Annotated in this window: 25 protein-coding genes; 17 read left to right on the forward strand and 8 right to left on the reverse strand. The window is 61.2% G+C overall.

What is annotated here, in order from left to right:
• Nucleotides 1–12: 12 nt before the first annotated feature.
• The 12 genes from GUY40_RS04725 to GUY40_RS04780 all read left to right on the forward strand — a co-directional run bounded on the left by GUY40_RS04725 (nt 13) and on the right by GUY40_RS04780 (nt 10014).
• Nucleotides 13–180, forward strand: coding sequence for a hypothetical protein (locus GUY40_RS04725; RefSeq protein ID WP_166567779.1), 168 nt, complete (start codon nt 13–15; stop codon nt 178–180).
• A gap of 349 nt (nt 181–529) precedes the next feature.
• Complete coding sequence (locus GUY40_RS04730) at nt 530–1636, forward strand: amidase (protein WP_166567780.1); 1107 nt, start codon at nt 530–532, stop codon at nt 1634–1636.
• Between the two features lie 32 nt (nt 1637–1668).
• A complete protein-coding gene (locus GUY40_RS04735; protein ID WP_166567781.1) occupies nt 1669–2841 on the forward strand; it encodes an acyl-CoA dehydrogenase family protein in 1173 nt (390 codons plus the stop codon).
• Between the two features lie 30 nt (nt 2842–2871).
• Nucleotides 2872–3231: an IacB protein gene (locus GUY40_RS04740; RefSeq protein WP_166567782.1), complete on the forward strand. Its 360-nt coding sequence runs from the start codon at nt 2872–2874 to the stop codon at nt 3229–3231.
• 69 nt (nt 3232–3300) lie between these two features.
• Nucleotides 3301–4581: an aromatic ring-hydroxylating dioxygenase subunit alpha gene (locus GUY40_RS04745; protein ID WP_166567783.1), complete on the forward strand. Its 1281-nt coding sequence runs from the start codon at nt 3301–3303 to the stop codon at nt 4579–4581.
• A 5-nt stretch (nt 4582–4586) separates the two neighbouring features.
• Nucleotides 4587–5066, forward strand: a complete 480-nt coding sequence (locus GUY40_RS04750; protein ID WP_166567784.1) for an aromatic-ring-hydroxylating dioxygenase subunit beta — start codon at nt 4587–4589, stop codon at nt 5064–5066.
• Between the two features lie 10 nt (nt 5067–5076).
• Nucleotides 5077–5817: an SDR family NAD(P)-dependent oxidoreductase gene (locus GUY40_RS04755; RefSeq protein ID WP_166567785.1), complete on the forward strand. Its 741-nt coding sequence runs from the start codon at nt 5077–5079 to the stop codon at nt 5815–5817.
• Nucleotides 5818–5953: 136 nt separating this feature from the next.
• Nucleotides 5954–6913 (forward strand): PDR/VanB family oxidoreductase, encoded by a 960-nt coding sequence (locus GUY40_RS04760; RefSeq protein ID WP_166567786.1) that lies wholly within the window; start codon nt 5954–5956, stop codon nt 6911–6913.
• Between the two features lie 19 nt (nt 6914–6932).
• Nucleotides 6933–7421, forward strand: coding sequence for a flavin reductase (locus GUY40_RS04765; protein WP_166567787.1), 489 nt, complete (start codon nt 6933–6935; stop codon nt 7419–7421).
• A 168-nt stretch (nt 7422–7589) separates the two neighbouring features.
• Entirely contained in the window at nt 7590–8840 is a 1251-nt protein-coding gene (locus GUY40_RS04770) for an OprD family outer membrane porin (protein ID WP_166567788.1), read from the forward strand.
• 69 nt (nt 8841–8909) lie between these two features.
• Entirely contained in the window at nt 8910–9137 is a 228-nt protein-coding gene (locus GUY40_RS04775; RefSeq protein ID WP_166567789.1) for a hypothetical protein, read from the forward strand.
• Nucleotides 9138–9174: 37 nt separating this feature from the next.
• Entirely contained in the window at nt 9175–10014 is an 840-nt protein-coding gene (locus tag GUY40_RS04780) for a DUF2242 domain-containing protein (RefSeq protein ID WP_166567790.1), read from the forward strand.
• Between the two features lie 239 nt (nt 10015–10253).
• Here GUY40_RS04780 and GUY40_RS04785 read toward each other — a convergent pair whose 3' ends face one another.
• The 6 genes from GUY40_RS04785 to GUY40_RS04810 all read right to left on the reverse strand — a co-directional run bounded on the left by GUY40_RS04785 (nt 10254) and on the right by GUY40_RS04810 (nt 16708).
• A complete protein-coding gene (locus GUY40_RS04785; RefSeq protein ID WP_166567791.1) occupies nt 10254–11294 on the reverse strand; it encodes an AraC family transcriptional regulator in 1041 nt (346 codons plus the stop codon).
• 4 nt (nt 11295–11298) lie between these two features.
• On the reverse strand, nt 11299–12426 hold the full coding sequence (locus tag GUY40_RS04790) for a nitrilase-related carbon-nitrogen hydrolase (RefSeq protein ID WP_166567792.1): 1128 nt from the start codon (nt 12424–12426) through the stop codon (nt 11299–11301).
• 314 nt (nt 12427–12740) lie between these two features.
• Complete coding sequence (locus tag GUY40_RS04795) at nt 12741–13400, reverse strand: hypothetical protein (RefSeq protein ID WP_166567793.1); 660 nt, start codon at nt 13398–13400, stop codon at nt 12741–12743.
• A 578-nt stretch (nt 13401–13978) separates the two neighbouring features.
• Complete coding sequence (locus GUY40_RS04800) at nt 13979–14257, reverse strand: hypothetical protein (RefSeq protein WP_166567794.1); 279 nt, start codon at nt 14255–14257, stop codon at nt 13979–13981.
• 290 nt (nt 14258–14547) lie between these two features.
• Entirely contained in the window at nt 14548–16173 is a 1626-nt protein-coding gene (locus GUY40_RS04805) for a GMC family oxidoreductase (protein ID WP_166567795.1), read from the reverse strand.
• Nucleotides 16174–16183: 10 nt separating this feature from the next.
• Nucleotides 16184–16708: a sugar dehydrogenase complex small subunit gene (locus GUY40_RS04810; protein WP_166567796.1), complete on the reverse strand. Its 525-nt coding sequence runs from the start codon at nt 16706–16708 to the stop codon at nt 16184–16186.
• 322 nt (nt 16709–17030) lie between these two features.
• Here GUY40_RS04810 and GUY40_RS04815 point away from each other — a divergent pair, with 322 nt between their 5' ends.
• On the forward strand, nt 17031–19067 hold the full coding sequence (locus GUY40_RS04815) for an NADPH-dependent 2,4-dienoyl-CoA reductase (RefSeq protein WP_166567797.1): 2037 nt from the start codon (nt 17031–17033) through the stop codon (nt 19065–19067).
• Nucleotides 19068–19139: 72 nt separating this feature from the next.
• Nucleotides 19140–20051, forward strand: a complete 912-nt coding sequence (locus tag GUY40_RS04820) for a 1-aminocyclopropane-1-carboxylate deaminase/D-cysteine desulfhydrase (RefSeq protein WP_371924711.1) — start codon at nt 19140–19142, stop codon at nt 20049–20051.
• Here the strand turns inward: GUY40_RS04820 and GUY40_RS04825 are convergent.
• Together GUY40_RS04825 and GUY40_RS04830 are read right to left on the reverse strand one after the other, a co-directional pair.
• Entirely contained in the window at nt 20048–20596 is a 549-nt protein-coding gene (locus GUY40_RS04825) for a cytochrome b (RefSeq protein ID WP_166567798.1), read from the reverse strand. The two genes, GUY40_RS04820 and GUY40_RS04825, sit on opposite strands and share 4 nt — an antisense overlap.
• A 15-nt stretch (nt 20597–20611) precedes the next feature.
• On the reverse strand, nt 20612–21559 hold the full coding sequence (locus tag GUY40_RS04830) for a DUF1853 family protein (RefSeq protein WP_166567799.1): 948 nt from the start codon (nt 21557–21559) through the stop codon (nt 20612–20614).
• Nucleotides 21560–21936: 377 nt separating this feature from the next.
• Between GUY40_RS04830 and GUY40_RS04835 the strand changes: the two genes are divergently transcribed.
• From GUY40_RS04835 to GUY40_RS04845, 3 genes are read left to right on the forward strand one after another with little or no spacing between them, the layout of a single operon-like run.
• On the forward strand, nt 21937–22827 hold the full coding sequence (locus GUY40_RS04835; RefSeq protein ID WP_166567800.1) for an NAD(+) kinase: 891 nt from the start codon (nt 21937–21939) through the stop codon (nt 22825–22827).
• Nucleotides 22827–23798 carry a metallophosphoesterase gene (locus tag GUY40_RS04840; RefSeq protein WP_166567801.1) on the forward strand — a complete coding sequence of 324 codons (972 nt, stop codon included), beginning with the start codon at nt 22827–22829 and terminating at the stop codon, nt 23796–23798. Before GUY40_RS04835 ends, GUY40_RS04840 begins: the two co-directional genes overlap by 1 nt.
• Nucleotides 23795–24664, forward strand: coding sequence for a rhomboid family intramembrane serine protease (locus GUY40_RS04845; RefSeq protein ID WP_166567802.1), 870 nt, complete (start codon nt 23795–23797; stop codon nt 24662–24664). Before GUY40_RS04840 ends, GUY40_RS04845 begins: the two co-directional genes overlap by 4 nt.
• Nucleotides 24665–24670: the final 6 nt, after the last annotated feature.

The following is a 24670-nucleotide window of genomic DNA, read 5'->3' on the forward strand; positions in this document are numbered from 1 at the left end:
AGCAGGGCCTTGATGGCACTTCGCCAAGCATTTGAGGCTGTCGCGGAGCGGGTGTGCAAGGGCGGTTGGAAAATCCCTGCAACAGCGTTGCGACGTGGCTTTGAAGGTGGATCGCGGTCACTGAAAAATCTATTTTTTGATCGATTGTTTGGTGTGATTTTTTCACTAAAAAATACGTGAAAATTCAGGTGAAATTTTTTATTTATCCTGGAGGCTTTATCGTTTTAAACCCATCCGATAAGCGGGTGTTACCGCGCGCGTTTTGCCTTGAAAAATAAGTTAAGTAATTGTTATTTAAGATATAAATAGGTTTTTTTGAGCGCGACTGGCTGTTTTTGTCGTGTTACCAAAATGCACGCGACCGGTGCGTTCCAACTGAAAATGCACCCAAAATACCCATCAAAAAACACTGCAAAATACAATTGACATTTCACGTAAATATTACGATTTTAGATTTAAGCGTTTGGCACCCTCGGGTCGCCGGGCAAATCGAAATCGAGCGCAGTGCGCTTGTTCAATGGGTGATGACATGACAATCGTCGTCGAGCATTTGGCATTAGGTGGCAGCGGCCTGACCGTCATGGTCAAGGACACCCTCGATATCGCGGGCTACCCGACCCGCGCTTGCAGTCGTGCATTGAACGATGCGCCAGCGGCTGGGGTGCATGCACAAGTGGTCAAGGATGTGTTGGCGGCCGGTTGCCGGATCATCGGTAAAACCAGCCTGCACGAACTGGCCTATGGCACCACGGGTATCAACCACTTCACCGGCACGGCCGCCAACCCGCTGTATCCCGGGCGCATCCCGGGAGGGTCTTCCAGCGGTTCGGCAGCGGCGGTCGCGGCCGGTCTTTGCGACTTTTCCCTGGGCACCGATACCGGTGGCTCGGTGCGTATTCCCGCCGCTTGCTGCGGTGTCTTCGGGCTCAAGCCGACCTTTGGCCGGGTCAGCCGTGCCGGGGTCATGCCAGCCACCAGCAGCCTGGATTGCGTCGGCCCGTTTGCCCGCAACATCGAGACGCTGATCGCCGCGATGCAAGCTATCGATCCTTCTTTCAAGGCATTGCCAAGTGTTGATGGCGTGCGTGTCGGCGTGCTGTCTGTCGAGGCCAATCCCGAGGTTCAGTCGGCAGTCGATGCCGCGCTGAATGCCAGCGGTTTTGAGCTTCAGAGCACTGAGTTGCCAGGCATGGCTGCCGCCTATGACGCCGGCATGGTGGTGATCAACCGTGAAACCTGGAACGCCTGCGGCCATCTGGTTGCCACCGGCCTGGTCGGCGAAGACATCAGCGGTCGCCTGCTGGCCGCCAGCGAAACCACCGATGCCGCCCTGGCTGCCGCCGAACAGGTTCGCGCCACGTTTACCGCTCAAGTCGACGCGTTGCTGGCGCAGTACCCGGTATTGGCACTGCCGACCCTGCCCGATTACCCCTTGTTGGTCGCCGACGCAGCGGACACCCGCGCCGTCCTCGGCATGACTGCCTTCGTCCGTGCTTTCAACCTCAGCGGCCACCCGGCCCTGACGATTCCCCTGAAGGGTGCGTCCGGCTTGCCGGTGGGCCTGCAGCTGGTCGCCGCCAAGGGTGCGGATGAACTGCTGTGCGCAGTCGCCCGCCAGTTGGCCCAACCCCTTTGATGAATAACCTGCCTGATTATTTGGAGAGTTCCATGACTGCACTCAGCGCGATAGCACAACAGCCTGGTGTATCGATCACGGCGAGCGATGAGTTTGCGCAGCTGTTGGCCGAGATTCGCGTGCGCGCCCGCAGCGGCGAGTTCGACACGCAGAAGTTCATCAGCCAGGACATCATCGAGCGTTTTCGCACCCTGGGCGTTTACCGCGCCCTGGTTCCCAAGCGCTTTGGCGGTGACGAACGCTCGCCCGCCGAGTTCTGCAAGATGGTCGAAGACATTTCTCACGCCGATGGCTCCGCCGGCTGGGTCGCCAGCTTCGGCATGAACCCGGTGTATCTGGCCGCGCTGCCGCTGGCGACCATCGAAAAAATCTACGCCAACGGCCCGGACGTGGTCTTTGCTGGCGGCATCTTCCCGCCTCAGCCGGCGACTTTCGTGGACGGCGGCCTGGAAGTGAACGGTCGCTGGAAATTCTCCAGCGGCTGCATGGGCGCGTCCCTGATCGGCGTTGGCGTGGCCCCTAAAAACGGTGACATGCTCGGGTTGCCGCGCCTTGCCGTCATGCCCCGCGAGAAGGTGCGCGTCGAGGAAACCTGGGATGTGGTCGGCCTGATCGGCACCGGTAGCCACGACGTGGTCGTCGAAGGCGTGGTCGTTCCCGAAGACTGGACCTTCGTGCGCGGCGGCCCGTCGAACCTGACCGAACCCTTCTTCCGTTACCCGTCGCTGTCGTTTGCCACTCAGGTGTTGTCGGTGGTCGGCCTGGGCGTGGCCCGCGCCGCACTGGATGAGCTGAGCGGCATGGCCAGCGGCCGCATCTCGGTCACGGGTGCACCGTCGCTGTCCGACCGCCCGTTGGCGCAGGTCGAAATGGCCAAGGCCGAGGCTGCCCTGCGTTCGGCGCGGGCCTGGTTCTACGAAGCCATCGACGATGCCTGGACCAGCATCCTCAACAATCAACCGGTGTCGGTGGAGCAGACCAACATGTTGCGCCTGTCTTCTACCCACGCCACCCGGGTGGCCGCGGACGTGGCGCGCACCGCGCAAATGCTCTCTGGCATGAGCGGCGTGTATCGCACCAGCCCGCTGTCGCGTTTCGTCAACGATGCCCAGGTGATCACCCAGCACGCCTTCATGGGCGACATGACTTACCAGAATGCCGGCGCCATTTTCTTCGGCAACAAGCCGCTGCCCGGCTACCTGTAACTCTTTTCAATTCAAGTATTGGTGACTGTGATGAGCGAGAAAAAAGCCCTGCGTGTCCTGTTCTGCATGGGCATCAACCAGAACTTCTTCGACGCCCCGCGTGAGGAGCAACTGCAAGTCTGGGCCGCGTTCAGCGAAATGTGGAACGGCATCCACGACCTGGCCGGCGTCAAGGTGTTCGGCAACATGGATGACGACCAGAGCATGGTCGGCCCATCGACCGGCTACCCCTGGACCACTTACCTGCTGGCCGACGTGCCGGACATCGAGACCGTCAACGCCGCCTGCAACCTGTTCCGTAGCACACCGGTGGGCGATGGCACCTACAAGCTGTGGAAGTACGCCAAGGTCGAGGCCCGTACCGGCCGCGAACTGATTATCCAGCGCTGAGCCCGACCCACCCGGCCTGATTTATTCGAGTTTTCAAGCGTCGGCCAGCCTGCCGATGAGGAGTGACCCGTGAGCAACCTGATTGAAGCCCTGAACCTGGACACCAGCCCCGCCGATCTGGTGTTGCCTGACCGCGTCCACACGTCGCTGTACACCGACGCAAAAATCTTCGACCAAGAGCTGGACAGGATTTTCTACAAGACCTGGATCTGGGTCGCTCACGCCAGTGAGATCCCGGACAGCGGCAGCTACAAGAGCACTTTTATCGGCAAGCAGCCGGTGATCGTTGTGCGCGATCGCAAGAAAGACGTGCACGTGTTGCTCAACCGCTGCCGCCATCGTGGCGCCACGGTGTGTGAGCACAAGAAAGGCAAGACCAACAGCTTCGTCTGCCCGTACCACGGCTGGAGCTACGCGCTGGACGGTTCGCTGCGTGGCGTGCCGCACCCGGAAAGCTACGCCGACTGCCTGGACAAGGGCGAGCTGCCGCTGGTGAGCCTGCGCGTCGAGCAGTACAACGGCATGATCTTCGCCACCTTCAATGATGAAATCGAGCCGCTGGTGGACTTCCTCGGCCCGGCCAAAAAGTGGATCGACCTGTTCATGAAGCAGGGCGCTGGCTACCCGGTGAAAGTCGCCGGAGAACACCGCTTCCGTTTCCCCGGCAACTGGAAAATCCAGCTGGAAAACACCACCGACGCCTACCACTTCCCGCTGGTGCACAAGTCGTTCCTGTCCTCGGTCGACGAGCAAACGCTGGAGCTGTTCGATTTCGTCGAAGGCCCGGGCTACGTCGAAGACTTGGGCAACGGCCACAGCGTGATGGTGATGATTCCTGACCTGATCGATCTGGAAGCCAACCTGGAACTGCCGATCCCCGAGCGCTTCGAAACGCTGGCCGAGGAGCTGCGCAAGGAAGGCCATGAAGAGCAGCAGGTACGTCGCATCGTTCGCGCTGTCGGCGGCTCGGGGTTCAACCTCAACCTGTTCCCCAACGTCGCCTGCTCCATGGCGTTCTTCCGGGTGCTGCAACCGATCTCGGTCGACGAGACCGAAATCCATCACGCGGTGATCACCATGGACGGCGGCCCGGCCGTCGCCAACCGTTATCGACTGCGCTTGCACGAGCACTTCCAGGGCCCGATGGGTTTCGGCACCCCGGACGATTCCGAGGCCTGGGAGCGGGTGCAGAAGGGCGCCACTGCCGGCACCGATCTTTACATCATGCTCAACCGTGGCCTGCCCGGCGAGAAGCCGAGCGAGGACGGGCTGATCAGCGATGTCAGTGCCGAGACCGGTATGCGCGCGGCCTATCAACAGTGGAAAAAAATGATGTCGGTGAAGGGGTAATCGCCATGCAGAACCTTGAATTGCTCAACCAGGTCACCGCCTTCATCTGGCAGGAAGCGGACATGCTCGACCACAGCGAGTTCGACGACTGGCTGAAGCTGTACAGCTCGAACGCGACCTACATCATCCCGATCGACCCGCTGGAAACCGACTTCGAAAACACCCTGAACTACGCCTATGACGACCATCACATGCGTCAGTTGCGGGTCAAGCGGCTGACCAGCGGCGAGTCGATCTCCACCGCTCCGCGCGCCCGTACCGTGCGTGATCTGTCGCGCTTCCGGGTGCTGGGCGACGAGGCCGGGGTGATCACCGTGCGCTGCGCGCAAAACCTGCGGGAATTTCGCAAAGACGTGCTCAAGCACTACACCGCCGACATCACCTTCCAGCTGGTGCGCGAAGGCGACAGCTTCAAGATCCAGCGCAAGCTGATCCAGCTGATCAACTCCACCGACACCCTGGCCGGTATCGGCTACATCCTCTGAGGCCACGACCATGACACAGACTGCATTGGTGACCGGCGCCGCTCAGGGGCTGGGCAACAGCATCGCCCGGCAACTGTTTGCCGCAGGCTACGCGGTGGTGCTCAGCGACCTCTCGCTGGAGGCAGCCCAGGCGGCCGCCAGCGAGCTGGACCCCAGCGGTGAACGGGTGCTGGCGCTCAAGCTCGACGTGGCGCAAAAGGCTGATTTCGAAGCGGCGCTTCAAGCCGTGATCGAGCGCTTCAAGGCCTTGCACGTGGTGATCAACAACGCCGCGATGACCATGACCACACCGGTGATGCAGATCAGCCCGGAGGAGTTCGACCGGGTGATGAGCGTCAACACCCGCGGCACCTTTGTCGGCTGTCAGGTGTTCGGCACTTACCTGGCTGAACAAGGTTATGGGCGGATCATCAACATGGCTTCGCTGGCCGGTCAGAACGGCGGCACGGCCACGGGCGCCCATTACGCGGCGTCCAAGGGTGCGATCGTGACCCTGACCAAGATCTTCGCCAAGGAACTGGCTGCTCGCGGGGTGACGGTCAACGCCATCGCGCCGGGGCCGATCGAGTCGCCGGCGGTGCGTGCCGCGGTGCCGGCCGAGCGTCTGGAAGGCCTGATTCAGAACATTCCGGTCAAGCGCCTGGGCAGTGCCGATTTCCTCGGCAAGCTGGTGGTGCAACTGGCCGATGAAGACGCCTATTTCACCACCGGGGCGACCTGGGACGTGAATGGCGGCCTGTTTATGCGCTAAGGCGCAAACCTGTAGGAGCAGAGCTCGCTCGCGATCGCATCGGCGCGGTCTCACGACGTATCGAGGCGCCTGCATCGCGAGCAAGCTCGGCTCCTACCGAAAAATTTGAAATGTGTGAAACGCGGGATGGCCCCAAATGAATGATCAAATGTTGAACGTGGTGGTGCGCAAGCGCCATGAACAAGGCGCCGGTGTCGTGGTACTCGACCTCAGCGATCCCGCGGGTCTGCCGCTGCCCGTGTTCGAGGCGGGTGCCCATGTGGACATTCATCTGGGCGGTGGCCTGGTTCGTCAGTATTCACTGTGCAGCAACCCGGCCGACCCGCAGGTCTATCGCCTGGGCGTGCTCAAGGACCCGGCCTCGCGCGGCGGTTCGGTGGCTGTCCACGAGCAACTGCTCGAAGGCCGTGAAGTGCAAATCAGCGCACCGCGCAACCTGTTCCCGCTGGCGGCTGACGCCCGCCGCTCCATCCTGATTGGCGGCGGTATCGGCATCACGCCGATGCTGGCGATGGCTTACACCCTGCAAGCCCGTGACAGTGAATTCGAACTGCATTATTGCGGCCGTTCGCGCAACCACAGTGCTTTCCTCGAAGAGCTCAAAAGCGCTGATTTTGCCAACTGCGTGCGCACCCACTTCGACGACGAAGCGCCCGAGCAGAAACTCGATTTGCCCGCTGTGCTCGGCCAGGCGGAGCAGGGCGTGCACCTGTACGTCTGCGGCCCGGCGGGCTTCATGGATTGGGTGATCAGCGAAGCGGCCAAGGCAGGCTATAGCGACGACCATATCCATCGCGAGTACTTCCAGGTCGAAGTCGACAACAGCGGTGCCGGTTTTGAAGTGGTTGCAGCGCGCAGCGGCAAAAGCGTCCAGGTCGCCGAAGGGCAGACAATCCTCGATGCGCTGGCCGGAGTCGGCATCAAGATTGATATCTCCTGCGAGCAGGGTGTGTGCGGCACCTGCCTGTGCGATGTGCTCGAAGGCGAGCCCGACCACCGTGACGTGTACCTGACCGACGATGAAAAGGCCGCCAACGACCAGATCCTCGTGTGTTGTTCGCGGGCCAAATCAATAAAACTCGTGCTCGATATCTGAAGCACCGGAGGACAAGACCATGGTCGATACGACTGGATTTCGCAATGCAATGGCGCTGCTCGGCGGCGCCGTTTCGGTTATCACCACCGACGGTGCGGCAGGTCGCTTTGGCTTTACGGCCTCGGCAGTCTGCAGTGTCACCGACCAGCCACCGACCCTGTTGGTGTGCATGAACCGCTCGTCCTATTCCAACGTGCACTTCAAGAGCAATGGCGTGCTCTGCGTCAACGTTCTGAGCGCTGATCACCAGGGTACCTCGGGTGTCTTCGCCAACCGCGAACTGACCATGGAACAGCGCTTCGGCACAGCTCGGTGGCAGGTGCTGGAAAGTGGCGCACCGGTGCTCGATGAAGCGCTGGTGAGCTTTGATTGCCGCATCGCCCAGGCCCATGAAGTGGGCTCGCACACCATTTTCTACTGCGAAATCCTCGACCTGAAAATGGGCGCCTCGCAGGAAGGGCTGGTGTATTTCAATCGCGCTTACCACCGCTTGAGCAGCAATGCCTGACGCTGTTAAAAAATGAACCGAATAATCATAAGTTTGAACTTCCTGGCCGGAAGCTGACGACATTACCTGACCACTAATCGATGCCCCCAGCATAAGGGAGCACGGTTTTCGGCTGCCCTGTTTTCGTGTTGATTCTGCTCCGTATAAATATATAAAAGGGGATGTCACATGTTTCAGAAGAAAATGGTGAGCCGTGGCGTGCGGTGCATCAGTGTGTTGAGTGTCATGGGGACGCCCCTGGTGACCCACGCTGATGTAGTGGACGATAGCCATTTGAAGTTGGATATGAAGAACTTCTACTTCCACCGCAACTTTACCCAGGACGCGGCACCGGTTAATGAAGTGCACAGTTGGTCGCAAGGGTTCGACCTGCAGTACACCTCCGGGTACACCGATACTCCGCTGGCCGTCGGCCTGGATGTGAACGGTCAATACGCGGTACGCCTGGACTCCTCGGGCAATGACGGCTCGCTGCCGTTCAGCGTCAGCGAGCAACAGACCGCAAACGACTACAGTCGCGCGGGTGCTACCGCGAAGATGCGCTACTCGAAGACGGAGTTGAAGATCGGCGACCACCGCCCGCAATTGCCGGTGGCTTACAATGACACCAGCCGGCAACTGGACACGCTCTACCAGGGGGCGGTGCTGGAGTCCAGGGAGATCGATGGGCTGACCCTGACGGGTGGACGCTTCTGGTCCAACGTGACGCGTGAATCTTCCAACCACGAGAAGTTGTACAAGTTTGGCACCCGCGATTCACTCGACAGCAGGGGCCTGGACTTTGGTGGGGCGACGTACAACCTTACCCGCCAACTGCAGGCCACGTACTTCTACGGAAAGTTGCACGATATTTACCAGCAACATTACTTCGGTCTGGCGCACATGGCGGATCTGGGCAATGGCTACAAGCTCAAATCCGACCTGCGTTACTTCAATAACAACGAAGATGGCAAGGCACTCGGTGGCGAAGTGGATAACCGCTCCTATGGCGGCTTGTTCACCCTGCTCAAGGGCGGTCATATGTTTGCCGTCAGTTACCAGCGTATGCTCGGCGAGAGTATGTTCCCGACCCTCAATGGCTTTATTCCGCAACCTTATCTGGTGAACTGGTCGGTGCTCGGCTTCGTGCGGCCCGGCGAGCGTTCCTGGTCGGCCCGTTATGGCTATGACTTTGCCGCGCTGGGCGTCCCGGGCTTGAAGGTGTTCACCCGCTACACCAAGGGCACCCACTGGAACCGCGGTGGCAATCTCAGTGACAACGCCGAGAGCGAGCGCAATATCAACTTGAGCTACGTCGTGCAAAGCGGCTCGCTCAAGGGCTTGGGCTTCGAGGTGCGTAACAACCAGGTCAAACAGAAATTCGGCAGCGATTACGACGAGTATCGTGTGGCGACCACTTACACCTGGAATTTCTGGTAACCCATCCCGACAGCTGACACCCCCCTGTAGGAGCCAGGCTCGCCTGCGATGGGGCGCGCAGCGGCCCCAATGGATATCAGCCCCGAAATCGCCGGGTCTGCTTCGCAGCCCATCGCAGCGGTCCGGCGATCCGGCAAGCCTGGCTCCTACATCATCGCGGCCGAAATCGCGTGCAAGGTGGGTCAGGCGCTCTTTCGTCGAGTAATCCGCCTATCAAGGCTTGACATCCTGCACAATCACGACCTGAACTGTAAGGTAAATGAAACCCAATTCATGCACCGCGCGCTATCGATGTGATGCACAATAGCGCAGACCGTTTTCCTCAGGATTTGCAATGTCAAAGTCAACCGTCTTCGGTGCGCTGGTGCTGGCCCTTGTGCTGGCAGGCGCCACAGGCTGCTCATCTCAGAAAGCCGCCATCTACGAACACGAAAACTTCGATGATTCCGGCACCTTTTCGCGCTCATTCGAAGTGAGCGATGCGGCCTCCTGCGAGGCGGCACGGCGTGCCTTGCTCAGCCAGGGCTACATCATCACCAGCAGCGGGCCAGGCCAGGTCGCCGGGAACAAGAGCTTCCAGCAGACGGGCGAGTCGCACCTGCAAATCAGTTTCAACGTGGTCTGCGTCGCCGACAGCGGCGATGACCACCGCTCGACCATGTTCGCCAATGCCCTGCAGGATCGTTATGCGCTGAAAAAGGTCAACAATTCGGCAAGCCTGGGCGTCGGCGTGCTGGGTTCGGTGTCGATGCCAATCGGCTCCACCGACGATTCGATGGTCAAGGTTGCCAGCGAAACCGTGGCATCCAGCCAGTTTTACGATCGCTATTTCGCGCTGGTCGAAAGCTTCCTGCCCAGCGAGAAGAAAACATCGAACAAGACGCCGGAACCGGTCAAGAAGGGTAATGAATTGGGTGTTCCGGAGCAGGCGCCCGCAGCGCCGGTGGCGGCAAGCCTGGCCCCGGCCCCGGCCCCGGCCCCGGCCCCGGCCCCGGCCCCGACCCCGGTCGAGACAGCACCGCCGGCTGCTGAGTCCGCACCGGTCGCTGCCCCCGCAGTGCAGGCGGCGGATGACGCCGAGCCTGCCTCACAACCGGTCGCGCCGCCGCCGGAAGCGCAGCCGATCGTTGCCGAACCTGCAGCCGCCGCTGAATCGTCCGCAACCACGCCGTAATGTCGAAAAAAGGGCGGGATAATTTCCGCCCGGCCTGCTACGTTTAATTTCAAGAAAACATGCGTGTCATGTTTTCGTCACCCAGGCACTTTAGGGTGAATGGAAGGTCAGTGAATTCAACGACCTGAACGAGACGAAGGAGCAGGCAAATGGACGATTACCAAGAAGAGTTGCTCGAGTACCAAGCGTTTGAACTTGACCCGCTGGAACCGGCGGACGACGCCACCGAACTTTAACGTTCAGGCAAATTGCCGCTGGCTGCGGCGAAACTCGCCAGGTGTCTGGCCGCTCCAGCGCTTGAAGGCGCGTTGAAACGCCTCGGCTGAAGCAAACCCCAGCAAAAAGGCGATTTCGCCGAAGGCCAGTTCCGTATCACGGATATAGGCCATGGCCAGGTCGCGGCGGGTGTCATTGAGGATGGCGCGAAACTGAGTGCCTTCTTCGGCCAACTTGCGACGCAATGTCCAGGTCGGCAGGCTCAGGCGAGCCGCCACTTCTTCCAGATTCGGTTCACACCCCCCATTGAGCAGAGGCCCCAACAGGCGGCTGATGCGCTCGCGCAAACTGCGGGTGCGAGTGGTCTGCTCCAATTCCTTTTCACACAACTGCAGCAAGTGCCGCCAGGTGCTGGGGCAATGTTGCGGGTTACGCAGGTTCAGGCTGGCGTGGCTGAGGCGCAACTGATTGTTCGGCGCCTCGAATTGCGCCGGCAAGTGGAAGAGGTCCTGGTAGTGCGAGGCATAGTCAGGTGCCGGGAACTCGATCTCCAGCCGTTCGGCCGTCAGCGTCACTTCGCACAGCCGCGATAGCTGCGAAAGCCAGCCGGAGAGGACCGAATCCACCACAAAGCGGTTGTAGGTGTTGTAAGGGCTGATGGAATAGAAGCGCAGCCAGGCGCCTTCATGGTCTTCATGAAAGCTGGATTGCCCACGGTAGTTGGAGGCATACAGCGGTTCAAAGCGGATCAGGGTGCGCGCCGCTTCCCGTACGTTCGGCGCCTGGGCGGCAGTGACGCCGGCAAGCCCGGCGTGGCTGAGCAAGGTGCGGTGGCCCATCTGCAGGCCCAGGCCCGGGTCGCCGGTCAGCTGGATGGCGGCGTGGCCCAGGCGCATGTAGCGCGGAATCGACAGTCGCGCTTCGGGCTCGGCCAGCCGCGCCGGGTCCAGCCCGTATTGCTCGAGCAGTGCACTCGGATCGTGGCCTGCGGCACGGACGGCCTCCGCCAGGCCATGGATAAAGCCCACCGACAAATCCCCCAGGCGCACCCGTGGTCGGTTCATCGGCTTACAACCAGACGTTCAGCAAGCGTGCGCCATGCAGGCTGATGCCGCTGTTGGCCTCGCCAAAGCGGCCGGAGAAGCTCTGGCCGGCACTGGGTCTGTCCCAAAAACGCCCGTTCATGAACACGCTGAGGCTGACCAGTGCGTTGGGCGAGAAAGCACTGCCGGCCAGGGTGAGTTTCTGCCAGGCCTGGGCTTCGCTCACTTCTCCGGCTTGCAGGCTTGGCTGAGGCGGGGCCCAGAGGCTTGGATAGCCGGTCCAGGGTTGCGACCAGCGGTCCTGGCCCTCCAGGTAAGCGGGCACTGCAATCAACCGGGCCGCCTGGGCGTCGAGCTGGCGGTAATTGTCCGGGTACCAGCTGTCGCTGCCGATCAGGATACCCAGGCGCCCAGCCGGAGTATCCACCACTTGCAGGAGCGGTTCAGCGGCATTGAGGTAGCGCCGCGCCTTGCGATCAGGGTAGAGCTGGCGCTGGGGTTGGCCGATGGCGCGGCCATCATGGCCAAACACCACGCTGCTGTTGTACAGCGCGCCGCTGCCGGTTTTCAGCTGACCGTCCTGTACCCGTGGCTCGGGCAAGACGATGGAGCCTGCCACCAGCGTCACGCCAAACTCGCGAGCCAGGCCGCCAAACAGGTTCTGGTAATCCTCGGCCATGCGCCTGGCCTTCATGCGCAGGCGAGCGTCGGCCGTGCGATCGCGGCCTTCGGCGCGAACCCAGGCGGCGGCAAACTGCAAGGGGTTGCTCAGGGCCAGCCAGTTCTGGGCTTCTTCGCGGTGAATGGCCTGGTAAAACTCCTCTTTTTCGCCCGTGGTCCACAACCAGGTGCCGATATGCTCGGGCAGCACGACGATGGTTTTGCTGCTCAGAAAGCCCTTGGCCCGAGCCTGCTCCAGATAGGCCGCCAGCTTGCGGTGCAGGCGCGCGACGTTCTGATAGTCGCCCAGAAACAATTCGGGTTCGATGCCAAGCAGGTTGCCACGTTCGCCAGGCACGCCCTGCTCGAGGGCCAGTTGAATGCGCAGGTCCGACAGGTAATGCCCGACCGGACGCTGCCCGGCCCACAGCGCGTAGCCACACACCGTGGCGAGAAGGATGATTGCAACGATGCCAATCAGAAATTTACGCATGGAAACGCTTGGGATTTCTCTGGAATTTGAACCAAGGGTACGGTAAAGCAACGGGTCAGCGGGGATTTTGCACGAGAGAGCAGATTTTTTTCCGCTGAAAGCTGAATTCTAGCTGCGTTGGTCATTGAGTGGTGAACGCTTGCAAAGAGTGTCCTGTTCCGCAAAAGCCCAGGATGAGATTCTGGCTCGGGATCTAGGCGCCGGCCCACCAAGGTGGGCCTTTTTGTGGGGGCATTGAGCGAAAACGCCATTATGCGCAGTTCGGATTACTCACGGTTAACCGCGTTACCCGAACCGGGGCTTTCTCATTTGGCTTACTTGCGCGATGCCACGACAAGCGTGTTGTTCCAGCCGTTTTCCTTAGCCTCGAGGGTTTTCTTCGACCAGTGCGTCAGCAGCATCATGCTGGTGAAACCACCGACGATCAGCAGCGGATAAGCCGCCATCAGTTCAAGCAAGGAGTATTTCCAGGCCAGCGGACGGCCAACACCGAGCATCGCTGCATAGAACCAGGAAACAGCGGAGAAGGCGCCACTGAACAGGGCCAGTGTCCGCATACCGACGCTCAGGTCGAGCAGCGAACCTACACGCTGAACAGCAGGCAGTACGGCCGCATGCAAAACGAATCCATTAAGCGTCAGGAGAGCCACAATGGCGATCTTCGCTTGGATCTTGGGATTTTCGAAATACACCAATCCCTTGTCGGCAACATCGATACCGACGATAGCGAAACCGGTGATCCACAGAACGATCAGTGACCATGACACTGTTTTTTGCAAACTTGTAAGGTGATGAGCATCACTCGCGGAGCAACGCTCAGCCTTGAACAACTGCTGGGTCATGGCGATGTCACTGGTCAACACTAAACCGATGGCGACGCAGCAAGCTATCAGGTGGACATACACAATGCCCAAGCGAAGAAATTCCGCAAATTGTTTGTCTGACAATAGCGATGCAATGAATGATAATTCCATGGTGACCTCATATAGTTATATTGTGTCGCGATACATTCGGTGGCGCTTACTTGGTTGGCCACCCTCGGCGATATTAAGGTTCGTGTGTCTGAAAGATCAAATCATCAATTTCTAGCGATATGAATTAACTCCTGTGTTTGGTCAAAGAAGCCTCGCTGCCTAATAGGCATACAATTCAATGATGGGTTGTGCTCAGCCAATGGCAGCCACCCAATGTCAGAACAGCAGGCTAATAAAGAGTTCATAATGGCCCGATTCTACCGATGAACGGCAAATGGCCATCCCTGCCCAGTCATCGTGACAGCCATGGAGAAGCCCTATATAGAGGCTCTGCCTCGCCACCCATTGTTATGCTGACCTTAAATACGGATCCAGGATCCATTGTTTATCTTTGTATACAACATCATGCGGTGGTCGCTCTCAAAAAGGTCAACAGTGTTTTTTAATAACTTCTGATGAGTCTGTCGTTTCCTTGTTCTCTATCCGGGCTTATCAGAATAATATTTCAAATTCATGACGTGTGCCCCGTAATGTGAACATTTTTCCGGCGCACGATTTTATGCATTCATCTGTACACCTCAAGTTGATGGTTTACCGGAGCCAAAGCGGCTACTGGGAGTGTTTGAGCTGTGCTCAGCGCAAAGCGTGTCATTACTGAAGCTGTCATCGAACTCCTGAGCCAGACGGTTACCTCGCTCGATGCAGTCGGGGGTGAGCCGAGTGCTGAGATGGGGCAATTGCTGCTGTTTTCCCGGGTTAGCGTACGTCAAGCCCGACTCCTCATGGACATGATTCGGATACAAAGCGCGCAGAGAATACGCTTCAGAAAAATAAATGCCAATGATAATAATTGCCATTTATATTCGATGGCGCACCACCATCACTTAGCGTGTAATGCTTACTGGTTGAGTGCTGAGTTGTAGAGCCGCGTTAGCCATAGAAAAGCAGATACTCCAGCAAGACAAAGCGGTGCTATCCAGCCAGCACTTGGCGTTCAGGGCCAAGCATTCAAGCCGATGCGCAAGAAGGTCAGGATCGAGGATCCAGTGCTGCTCAGGGCGCCTGATCACGACCGAAATCGTGAACAGGCACCTGGCGCATCAAGGGTGTGCGCCGTTGCGGCGCGAATTGTTGCACAGACAGGTCTTCAGCTTGATGAACGCGCGACTGTCTCGGGCCGTGGGAGTATGTGCTGGGCCGTGCGCAGGGCCACGGCGACCGCGCTCAGCGTCGAGTTGCAGGTGGCTGAGGTCGGCAAGACGCCGGTACCCACCATGAACAGGTTTTCGTGATCGTGGGAGCGCCCGAACTGATCGACCACCGAGGTTTTCGGGTCGCTGCCCATGCTCACCGTGCCGCAGATATGCTGGTTGTTGGAGAAGTTGTCGTTGAAGCGCAGGTTGGTGCCACCCATGAGCACGGCGATTCGCTCGAAATGTAGCCTCGATTCCGCCACGCCAGCTTTGGTGTAGTCGTCGATCTTGAAATGCAGCTGGGGTTGGGGGATGCCCAGGAAGTCTTTCTGGGTGCTCAGGGTGACGCGGTTATCCGGGTGTGGCAGCACCTCCGGTACGTTCTTCAAGCTCATTTCGTGGGCGGCGCTGAAACGCAGCCGTTTGTCGAACTCGGCACCGAAGACCCCCTCGGTGATCAGCGCCTGGGTGGTGCCCAGTACCCGCGAGATGTTGGTGAAGTCCAGGCGATAGCCCGAACGTCGGCTGCGTTCCGGCCCGTCGCGAAAGGTCTGGATCGAGCTGACGCTCTGCGGTCCGCGGCCGAGCCAGACTTCCTCGGCGGCGTCGAAGTCCAGTGAGGTGCTGGGGTGGTCCATCAGGTTGCGGCCCACCATGTCGGAGCGGTTCGCCAGGCCGGTGGGGTACTTGGGGCTGGCCGACAGCAGCAACAGCTTCGGGCTTTCGATGCCGTTGGCGGCGAGGATAAAGGTCTTGCCGGTGACCCGGAAGGACTGCTTGTTCGGATCGAAGTAATGGGCCGCCACGATGCGGCCGGTGTCGTCGTGTTCCAGTTTGTAGACCACTGCGTTGGGGGTCAGAAGAGCGCCGGCGTCCTCGGCCGCATCGGCGGACAGCCCGCCGTGGTACTGGGCGTCGATCGGACAGAGGGGCTGGCAATTGTTCCTGCCACAACAGGCGGGGCGACCGTCGAAGGGGACGCTGTTGCGTGCCTGAGTGTTGCCGACCACCTTGTAGACCGGATCGAGCCGCTCGCGCAGGCGGCGCATGGCAAAGGGTTCGGCCACCGGTTCCAGGGGGAAGGGCTTACTGCGTGGCGATTCGGGGTGCTCTGCCTCAGACGCGGCCACTCCCATGATTTCTTCCGCCTCCTGGTAGAAGGGATCAAGATCGTCGTAGGTGAGCGGCCAGTCGACGCCCACGCCATACAGGCTGCGAATTTTCAGGTCATTGGGCACCATGCGCCAAGCCATCGCCGACCAGTGCCAAGTGGTGCCGCCGACCACGCGCAGGTATTCGGCCCGGTAGGGATCGGGACCGGCCTGGACCAGATAGCCGTTGTCCACGGGTTGGAAGTCCGGATGCGGCGCCCAGGGCGAAAAGGGATAGGGCGCCTGGAAGTCTCTCTTGCGCGGCGAGTCGATGAATGCTTTGAAGATATCGTCGCGCTTGATGCGCGGACCCGCCTCGAGGATCAGCACGGAGGCGCCTTGTTGCGCCAGCCGGCGGGCCACCAGCGAGCCACAGATACCGGAACCGATCACGACGTAATCGGCGGACAGCGTGGGTTGTTCAGACATGGAATGCACCTCAAGCGAGTGGTGACTCGGCCCAGACGCCGGGATTGCCCAGGCAGAAGCCCTGCGGTTCCAGGACATCCTCGACGATTTCCGCATTCAGGGCGTGCTCGTAGGCCACGGTAAGCGCATTGAAGCCGCTGCCGACCACGCCGAGGAACCATCCGCTGGCGATCTGGCGAGGCAGCGGCGCCAGCGCCGGGAACGAGGCGTCCAGGACCGCCTGCAACAGGTCGATATGAAGCCGGCGCTCATCAATCAACGCCAGCAGCGCTACAACCTTTGCAGGAAAATCGGGGTCGTCGGCTGTGAGCTTCTCGAAGATGTCGCCTTCCAGTCCACCTCTGAGGGAGCGGCGGCCGGTGATGAGTTCGGAAACCGCTCGGAAGGCGCCACGTGCATCATTCGGGGCCGCTTGCACCACGCCCCAGGGGATCAGGGAGAAGGAGTAGAGGGTCAGTAGGCCGAGCAGCAGGTCACGCCGCGCGGGGTTGTCCGGGTCATAGTCAGCCCTTGCTTCGGTTTCGTCTTGAGTCATGTCTATCACCTGACCAAATTAGTTATAACCAAAATGAGTCTAGGTACGGGTTGCTCGTGAGCACGGGCGAGCGTCACTCGAACAGACAAGTGGTCGTGGGGTTTTTTTCCCATATATGGGGAATCCGACCGGGGCCAAGTGAACGGCATTACTGCCTGAAGAAAGCATTCAGAGCAAGGGCAGTCCTGCTGCGCGATTGGATCAATAACTTGTCATTTTCGGTCATTGAGACCTCCCAAACGCCCGTTTAATGTCGGTACCTATAAACGACGCAGGCCTCGACGCCTTCGCATTCCGTGATCATGTCCGTTGTGGAGTCTATATGACCGCCGCTCACTACCCGAAACTGTTGGCCCCGCTGGACCTGGGCTTTACCACCTTGCGCAATCGCAGCCTGATGGGCTCGATGCACACGGGCCTTGAAGAAAAGCCTGGCGGCTTCGAGCGTATGGCCGCGTATTTTGCCGAGCGTGCCCGTGGCGGTGTTGGCCTGATGGTGACCGGTGGCATTGCCCCCAACGAAGAGGGTGGCGTGTATTCGGGCGCAGCCAAGCTGAGCACCCCCGAAGAAGCGCAGAAGCACCGGGTTGTCACCCAGGCGGTGCACGAAGCCGGTGGCAAGATCTGCCTGCAGATTCTCCACGCCGGGCGCTATGCCTACAGCCCCAAACAGGTCGCGCCCAGCGCCATCCAGGCACCGATCAACCCGTTCAAGCCCAGGGAGCTGGACGAAGAGGGGATCGAGAAGCAGATCCAGGACTTCGTCAATTGCTCGGTGCTGGCGCAAAGTGCCGGCTACGACGGCGTCGAAATCATGGGCTCGGAAGGCTACTTCATCAACCAGTTCCTCGCCGCCCACACCAACCAGCGTACCGACCGCTGGGGCGGCAGCTACGAGAACCGCATGCGCCTGGCCGTAGAGATCGTCAGCCGCGTGCGTGAGGCGGTAGGGCCGAATTTCATCATCATTTTCCGCCTGTCGATGCTCGACCTGGTCGAGGGCGGCAGCAGCTGGGAAGAAATCGTGCAGTTGGCGCAGGCCATCGAGCAGTCCGGCGCGACCCTGCTCAACACCGGCATCGGCTGGCACGAGGCGCGTATTCCGACCATCGCCACCAAAGTCCCGCGTGCCGCGTTCAGCAAGGTCACTGCCAGGCTGCGCGGTTCGGTGAAGATTCCACTGATCACCACCAACCGGATCAACACCCCGGAAATCGCCGAGCAGATCCTCGCCGAAGGCGATGCCGACATGGTCTCGATGGCGCGGCCGTTTCTGGCTGATCCGGAATTCGTCAACAAAGCGGCGGCCGGTCGTGGCGACGAGATCAACACGTGTATCGGCTGCAACCAGGCCTGCCTGGATCACACCTTCGGCGGCAAGTTGACCAGTTGCCTGGTCAACCCCCGCGCCTGTCATGAAACCGAACTCAATTACGTGCCGGTGCTGCAGGTCAAGAAAATCGCCGTGGTCGGCGCCGGCCCCGCCGGTCTTGCCGCAGCGACCGTGGCCGCCGAACGCGGGCATCAGGTCACCTTGTTCGATTCGGCCAGTGAAATCGGCGGCCAGTTCAATGTCGCCAAGCGGGTGCCGGGCAAGGAAGAGTTCTATGAAACCCTGCGCTACTTCAAGCGCAAGCTGGCGACTACCCACGTCGAGCTGTGCCTGAACACCCGGGTCGACGTTGACGATCTGGCCAAGGGCGGCTTCGACGAGATCATTTTGGCCACCGGTATCGCCCCACGCCTGCCAGCCATCCCCGGTATCGAACACGAGAAAGTGCTGAGCTACCTGGACGTGCTGCTGCAGCGCAGGGCGGTCGGCCAGACGGTCGCGGTCGTGGGTGCCGGGGGCATCGGTTTCGACGTGTCGGAGTTTCTGGTGCATCAAGGCGTGGCCACCAGCCAGGACCGCGCGGCGTTCTGGAAAGAGTGGGGCATCGACCCGTTGCTGCAAGCGCGCGGTGGCGTCGCCGGGATCAAGCCCCTGCCGCACGCACCGGCTCGGCAGGTTTATCTGATGCAGCGCAAGAAATCCAAGGTGGGTGACGGTTTGGGCAAGACCACCGGCTGGATTCATCGCGCGGGTCTGAAAAACAAGCAGGTGCAAATGCTCAGCAGCGTTGAGTACCTGAAAATCGACGACGCCGGTTTGCATGTGCGGGTGGCTGAAGGTGAGCCGCAGGTCTTGCCGGTGGATAACGTGGTGATCTGCGCAGGTCAGGACCCGCTGCGTGAGCTGCATGACGGGCTGGTGGCGGCCGGCCAGTCGGTGCACCTGATCGGCGGTGCGGATGTCGCGGCCGAGCTGGATGCCAAGCGCGCCATCAATCAGGGTTCGCGGCTGGCGGCCGAGCTCTGAGAGCAGCGTGGCGCGCGGTCTCGCTGGTAGACTGCGCGCTCGCCTCTTGTCAGGGTATTGCTGCCAGTGTCCGTGTCCATTCTCGATGATTTCAATCACCTGCCGTTGGCACCTTTGCAGCGGCTGTCGCTCGGATGGCTGGCGCGTGCCGGCGTCGAGGTGGCGATCCTGCGGCTGGACCTGATCGATCCCCTTATCAGTGGCAACAAGGCCTTCAAACTTCTCGATTTCCTGCGCCAGGCCAAGGCCGCCAACGCCCCGGGGCTGATCAGCCTGGGGGGCGCCTGGTCCAATCACTTGCATGCATTGGCTGGCGCCGGGCAGCGCTTCGGTTTTGCCACCGCCGGCCTGCTGCGCGGGCACCCTCAAGACACCCCGACCGTGCGCGACCTGCAAGCCCTTGGCATGCAGCTGCACTGGCTGGGTTACGGCGGCTACCGCGAGCGCCACCAGCCAGGTTTCTGGGCGCCGTGGCTGCAGCACTACCCCGGTTGGCAGGTGATCCCCGAAGGCGGTGGCGGTTTGGCGGGGGCGCAGGGGTGCACACAGATCGTCAGCCAGGCACGTGCACAACTGGCAGCCCTTGGCTGGGATGACTACAGCGGCTGGTGGCTCGCCGCCGGCACCGGCACCACCGTCGCCGGGCTGGTCCTGGCCGAGCGTGGCCAACACCCCGTGGTGGGTGCCATGGCCGTACCGGCGAGCCATGGCGTGCGCGAAAACGTCGAGGCCATCGTGACAGCGGGAGAAGACGCGCTGGCACTGATCGATGCCAGCCGGGGCGGATTTGCCAAGGCTGATGCCGCATTGTTGGCATTCATTCAGGCAAGCGAGCAAGAAGCCGGTTTACCGCTGGAGCCGGTCTACACCGGCAAGGCCCTGATGGCCCTGCATGAGCGCGTGCTGGCCGGGGCGTTCAGCCCGGGAACGCGCTTGATCTTTGTTCATACCGGTGGCCTGCAGGGCCGTCGTGGCTTTGCTTAATCCCCCCCGGGCAGCATGCGCACCAGTGTGTTATCGCGCACCACATAGTGGTGATAGAGCCCTGCCAGCGCGTGCAGACCGATCAACCAGTAGCCCAGCGTGCCGATGCGCTCGTGCCAGCCTTCAATGAATTTGGCCTGGGCCTTGTCCGGGCCAATCAGCGCCGGCAGCTCCAGGCCGAAGAAGGGGATGGGTTTGTCGGCCGCGCTGAGGATCAGCCAGCCGGCGATGGGCATGCCGATCATGAAGAGGTACAGCGCCCAGTGCATGAGCGTCGCCAGGCCCAGCTGCCAGCGAGGCGGGCTGGGCACAATGCGCGGTGTCGGGCTGATAACCGTCAGTAATAAACGCAGCCAGACCAGCAAGAAGACGCTGAGACCGAGCATAAAGTGCAGGTCCTTGATTTGCGCGCGGCCAACGCTGTCCTTGGGGAACAGCCCGCGCAACTCGATGCAGGCGTACACCGCGGCCAACAGCACCAGCATCAACCAATGCAACGCAATCGACAGGCTGCCATAGCGTGTCGGGGTGTTTGTCAAACTCATGGGCTCATCTCCTGCTCAGACGCCCGGCACGTTTGGCCACAGGTCTGAGACCAGAAACAGGCGCTCGGCTTCTTCCCAGTAGCCGTCGGGGTTTTCCCGCAGACGCACCAGCAGTTGCGCCGGTGCCTGCGGGTCGAGGTCGGCCAGCCACTGTTGCAGCTGCTCGCAGGGCCAGGTCTGCGCCTGGGCATAATGGGCCGGCGCCAGCCAGGCGTGGCGGGGCAGAGGCTGCCAACGACCACACGGGCTCTGGGCGATGAACTCGGGCCAGTCGCGCTGGTGCAGCCAGCGGCCCTTGAGGTGCTGCGGGTGGGCGCCGGCCGGGGAGTCGGCGTGACCTGGCCAGGGGTAGAGCAGATAGCCGCCCAGCCACAGCTGGGCGCTGAAGTCGTGAATATCCAGTTGCGCCAGCGCTTCGCGGCTTTCGGCACGGGCCGAGATCGGCAGCTGGTGGTGGGCCAGGTGATCGAGCTTGCGGTCCAGCCGGTCATGGCAGCCCGGCCCCAGCCAGTGCGCCGGGTCCAGCCCGTCGCCCTGCTGCGGCCCGAGATACAGTTTGATCGCCAGTTCCAGGTGGTGCACACCGTCCTGGTCACGCAGCAGAATATCCAGCTCGCCCAAGGTGTGCCCGGCCCGGCGAATCGGCAGGTTGGCGGCGATCAGCTCAATCCCGGGAGCGGCCTTGAGTGCGTATTGCCAGAGCCGCTCGTAATACAGGCCCAGGCGTCGGGTGGCGCCTTTGTCGAGCCACTCCAGCAGCGGGCTGCTGTCCTGGTCCAGCGCCAGCAGCCATTGGCGCAAGCCGTCGGGATTGGTCACCCAGTCGCTGCCCGCAAGCGGGTGGCGCTGCGGCCAGGGCGTGGTGCTGAGCATCGGCGGCGCCAGGATCACCCACGCCAGATCGCGCACCTGAGGATGGCGTAACTGGCGAGGCAGGTCGGCAAGGCTGGGGAACGGGTTCATTCTGCGAGCATAGCCTTTATGGACGCATAGGAGCAGGGCTTGCCGCAATGCCAGTCAGTTAAGGCATTGAACGACACAAACTCCGCAGCTTTTGTAGGAGCGGACCTGGCCGCGATGGGCCGCGCAGCGGCCCCTGAGGCCATTGGCATTTGCGATTCAGCCAGCGAGTGGAGGTGATTTCAGAATCGCCGGGGCCGCTGCGCAGCCCATCGCGGCCGGGTCCGCTCCTACAGGATTTCGGAAGCCCTGAGGGTAGCGTTTGCCGCTACGCGGCGCTTTCGCCCATAATCAGCTTCTTTGGCCAGTATCGGTTCAGGTGCCCCCAGCGCCGTGCGGATTTCGCCTTAACGCCTGTTCCAGACCCGCGCAGGAGCCCCATGGATCAATTTCGCAATATCGGTATCATCGGTCGCCTCGGCAGTTCGCAGGTGCTCGACACCATTCGCCGCCTGAAGAAATTCCTGCTGCAGCGGCATCTGCACGTCATTCTCGAAGACACCATCGCCGAAGTGCTGCCCGGCCACGGCCTGCAAACCTCCACCCGCAAGCTGCTGGGCGAGGTCTGTGACCTGGTGATTGTCGTCGGAGGTGATGGTAGCCTGTTGGGCGCCGCTCGCGCCCTGGCCCGGCACAACACCCCGGTGCTGGGCATCAACCGCGGCAGCCTGGGGTTTCTGACCGACATTCGCCCCGATGAGTTGGAGACCAAGGTCGCCGAGGTGCTCGACGGCCATTATCTGGTCGAGAACCGCTTTCTGCTGCAGGCTGAAGTGCGCCGCCACGCCGAAGCCATCGGCCAGGGCGATGCCCTCAACGATGTGGTGCTGCACCCGGGCAAATCGACCCGGATGATCGAGTTCGAGATTTACATCGACGGCCAGTTCGTCTGCAGCCAGAAGGCCGACGGCCTGATTGTCGCCACGCCAACCGGTTCGACCGCCTATGCGCTGTCGGCGGGTGGCCCGATCATGCACCCCAAACTCGACGCCATCGTCATCGTGCCCATGTACCCGCACACCCTGTCGGGCCGCCCGATCGTGGTGGACGGCAACAGCGAGCTGAAAATCGTCGTTTCCAAGGACTTGCAGATCTATCCGCAGGTGTCCTGCGATGGCCAGAATCACTTCACCTGCGCCCCCGGCGACACCATCACCGTGAAGAAAAAGCCGCAAAAACTGCGTCTGATTCATCCGTTGGACCACAATTATTATGAAGTCTGTCGGACCAAACTCGGCTGGGGCAGTCGTCTCGGCGGTGGAGGCGACTGATGCTCGATCCAGCGCGAAGCTTTGACCTGATCGGTGACGTGCATGGTTGCGCCAACACCCTTGAGCGCTTGCTCGACACCCTCGGTTACCAGCGTCAGGCCGGCGTCTGGCGCCACCCTCAGCGCCAGGCATTGTTTCTGGGCGACATCATCGACCGTGGCCCGCGCATCCGCGAGGCCCTGCACATCGTTCACGACATGGTCGAGGCCGGGCAGGCCCTGTGCATCATGGGCAACCATGAATTCAACGCGCTGGGCTGGACCACGCCGGCGCTGCCGGACAGCGGCAAGCAATTCGTGCGCGAGCACACTCCGCGTCACGCCCGTTTGATCGATGAAACCCTGACCCAGTTCGCCCACTATCCTGACGACTGGCGCGACTTTCTCGGCTGGTTTTATGAGCTGCCGCTGTTTCTCGACGCCGGTCGCTTCCGGCTGGTGCACGCCTGTTGGGACGCGGGGCTGATCGAGCCGCTGCGCAAGCAGTACCCGGACGGGCGCATCGATCAGCATTTCCTGCAGGCCGCAGCCGTGTCGGGCAGCTTCGCCTGCAATGTCTTTGACCGACTGCTGCGCGGCACCGACATGCGCCTGCCCAACGGCCTGACCTTGACTGGCGGCGACGGCCTGACCCGGGCGTTCTTCCGCACCAAATTCTGGGAAGAAGACCCGCAGACCTACGGCGATATCGTCTTCCAGCCCGATGCCTTGCCCGAGCGGGTCGCCAGCACGCCGTTGTCGGTCAGTGAAAAGAACGCCTTGCTGCGCTATGGGCTTGAAGAGCCGATGCTGTTCGTCGGCCATTACTGGCGCAGCGGCAAACCGGCGCCGATTCGCCCCAACCTTGCCTGCCTGGATTACAGCGCCGTGCTCTATGGCAAGCTGGTGGCGTACCGGCTGGACGACGAAACACAGATCGACCCGCGCAAGTTCGTCTGGGTCGACGTTGAACGACCCGAGGAGCGTCAATGAGCCCGGTTGCGGTTTTTCGTTTGCCGTTAAGTACCGACCTGAGCGGCTTTGTCGGCTTACTGCGGCGCCTGCAGGTGTCGCACCGGGTCAGCGAGGAAGCGGGTGACCAGGTCTTGTGGGTGGCCGACGAGCAAGTGGCCGAGCAGATTCGTCACCTCTACCAGCGCTTTCCTGATGGCAATGCCGATATTGACGTGCCCGCCATCGAGCAGCCAAGCCAGCCGGGCGGGGTGGTCGCGCAGCTGCGGGCCAACCCGGTCACGGCAGCCGTTCTGCTGCTGTGCCTGGTGGTCGCCGGGCTGACCGGCCTTGGCGACAACCTCCAGACCATTCGCTGGCTGACCTTCCTCGATTTTCGCGTGCAGGGCGATTACCTGTACTTCACCCCGCTGGCCGAGAGCCTGGCGGCCGGCCAGTGGTGGCGGCTGCTGACACCGATGTTGATCCACTTCGGCATCCTCCACCTGGCCATGAACGGCCTGTGGTACTGGGAGCTTGGGCGGCGTATCGAATGGCGCCAGGGGCCCTGGATGATGCTGGCCTTGAGCGTGATATTCGGCGTGGTCTCCAACTGTGCCCAATACCTGTTTGGCGGCCCCAGCCTGTTCGGCGGCTTGTCCGGTGTGCTCTACGGCTTGCTCGGGCATGTCTGGCTGTACCAGTGGCTGGCGCCCGATCCGTTGTATCGCCTGCCCCGCGGCGTACTGGTGATGATGCTGGTGTGGCTGGGGCTGTGCATGTCCGGGTTGATCACCTTGCTTGGCTTCGGTGCCATCGCCAACGCCGCGCACGTCGGCGGGTTGTTGGTCGGTTGTTTGACCGGCCTCTTGGGTGGGACTCTGGCGCGGCGTAAACTGGCCGCCTGATTTTTG

Origin of the sequence: Pseudomonas sp. R5(2019), from assembly GCF_009905435.1 — a bacterium.
Classification (GTDB): Bacteria; Pseudomonadota; Gammaproteobacteria; order Pseudomonadales; family Pseudomonadaceae; genus Aquipseudomonas.

Excerpts from the sequence above, each read along its gene's own strand:
- GUY40_RS04730 (WP_166567780.1), top strand. The coding sequence starts at position 530 with ATGACAATCGTCGTCGAGCATTTGGCATTAGGTGGCAGCGGCCTGACC.
- GUY40_RS04845 (WP_166567802.1), top strand. The coding sequence starts at position 23,795 with ATGAGCCCGGTTGCGGTTTTTCGTTTGCCGTTAAGTACCGACCTGAGC.
- GUY40_RS04750 (WP_166567784.1), top strand. The coding sequence starts at position 4,587 with ATGCAGAACCTTGAATTGCTCAACCAGGTCACCGCCTTCATCTGGCAG.
- GUY40_RS04780 (WP_166567790.1), top strand. The coding sequence starts at position 9,175 with ATGTCAAAGTCAACCGTCTTCGGTGCGCTGGTGCTGGCCCTTGTGCTG.
- GUY40_RS04760 (WP_166567786.1), top strand. The coding sequence starts at position 5,954 with ATGAATGATCAAATGTTGAACGTGGTGGTGCGCAAGCGCCATGAACAA.
- GUY40_RS04770 (WP_166567788.1), top strand. The coding sequence starts at position 7,590 with ATGTTTCAGAAGAAAATGGTGAGCCGTGGCGTGCGGTGCATCAGTGTG.
- GUY40_RS04725 (WP_166567779.1), top strand. The coding sequence starts at position 13 with ATGGCACTTCGCCAAGCATTTGAGGCTGTCGCGGAGCGGGTGTGCAAG.
- GUY40_RS04825 (WP_166567798.1), bottom strand. The coding sequence starts at position 20,596 with ATGAGTTTGACAAACACCCCGACACGCTATGGCAGCCTGTCGATTGCG.
- GUY40_RS04800 (WP_166567794.1), bottom strand. The coding sequence starts at position 14,257 with ATGGCAATTATTATCATTGGCATTTATTTTTCTGAAGCGTATTCTCTG.
- GUY40_RS04765 (WP_166567787.1), top strand. The coding sequence starts at position 6,933 with ATGGTCGATACGACTGGATTTCGCAATGCAATGGCGCTGCTCGGCGGC.
- GUY40_RS04805 (WP_166567795.1), bottom strand. The coding sequence starts at position 16,173 with ATGTCTGAACAACCCACGCTGTCCGCCGATTACGTCGTGATCGGTTCC.
- GUY40_RS04740 (WP_166567782.1), top strand. The coding sequence starts at position 2,872 with ATGAGCGAGAAAAAAGCCCTGCGTGTCCTGTTCTGCATGGGCATCAAC.
- GUY40_RS04775 (WP_166567789.1), top strand. The coding sequence starts at position 8,910 with ATGGATATCAGCCCCGAAATCGCCGGGTCTGCTTCGCAGCCCATCGCA.
- GUY40_RS04790 (WP_166567792.1), bottom strand. The coding sequence starts at position 12,426 with ATGCGTAAATTTCTGATTGGCATCGTTGCAATCATCCTTCTCGCCACG.
- GUY40_RS04840 (WP_166567801.1), top strand. The coding sequence starts at position 22,827 with ATGCTCGATCCAGCGCGAAGCTTTGACCTGATCGGTGACGTGCATGGT.
- GUY40_RS04795 (WP_166567793.1), bottom strand. The coding sequence starts at position 13,400 with ATGGAATTATCATTCATTGCATCGCTATTGTCAGACAAACAATTTGCG.
- GUY40_RS04815 (WP_166567797.1), top strand. The coding sequence starts at position 17,031 with ATGACCGCCGCTCACTACCCGAAACTGTTGGCCCCGCTGGACCTGGGC.
- GUY40_RS04735 (WP_166567781.1), top strand. The coding sequence starts at position 1,669 with ATGACTGCACTCAGCGCGATAGCACAACAGCCTGGTGTATCGATCACG.
- GUY40_RS04810 (WP_166567796.1), bottom strand. The coding sequence starts at position 16,708 with ATGACTCAAGACGAAACCGAAGCAAGGGCTGACTATGACCCGGACAAC.
- GUY40_RS04785 (WP_166567791.1), bottom strand. The coding sequence starts at position 11,294 with ATGAACCGACCACGGGTGCGCCTGGGGGATTTGTCGGTGGGCTTTATC.
- GUY40_RS04835 (WP_166567800.1), top strand. The coding sequence starts at position 21,937 with ATGGATCAATTTCGCAATATCGGTATCATCGGTCGCCTCGGCAGTTCG.
- GUY40_RS04830 (WP_166567799.1), bottom strand. The coding sequence starts at position 21,559 with ATGAACCCGTTCCCCAGCCTTGCCGACCTGCCTCGCCAGTTACGCCAT.
- GUY40_RS04755 (WP_166567785.1), top strand. The coding sequence starts at position 5,077 with ATGACACAGACTGCATTGGTGACCGGCGCCGCTCAGGGGCTGGGCAAC.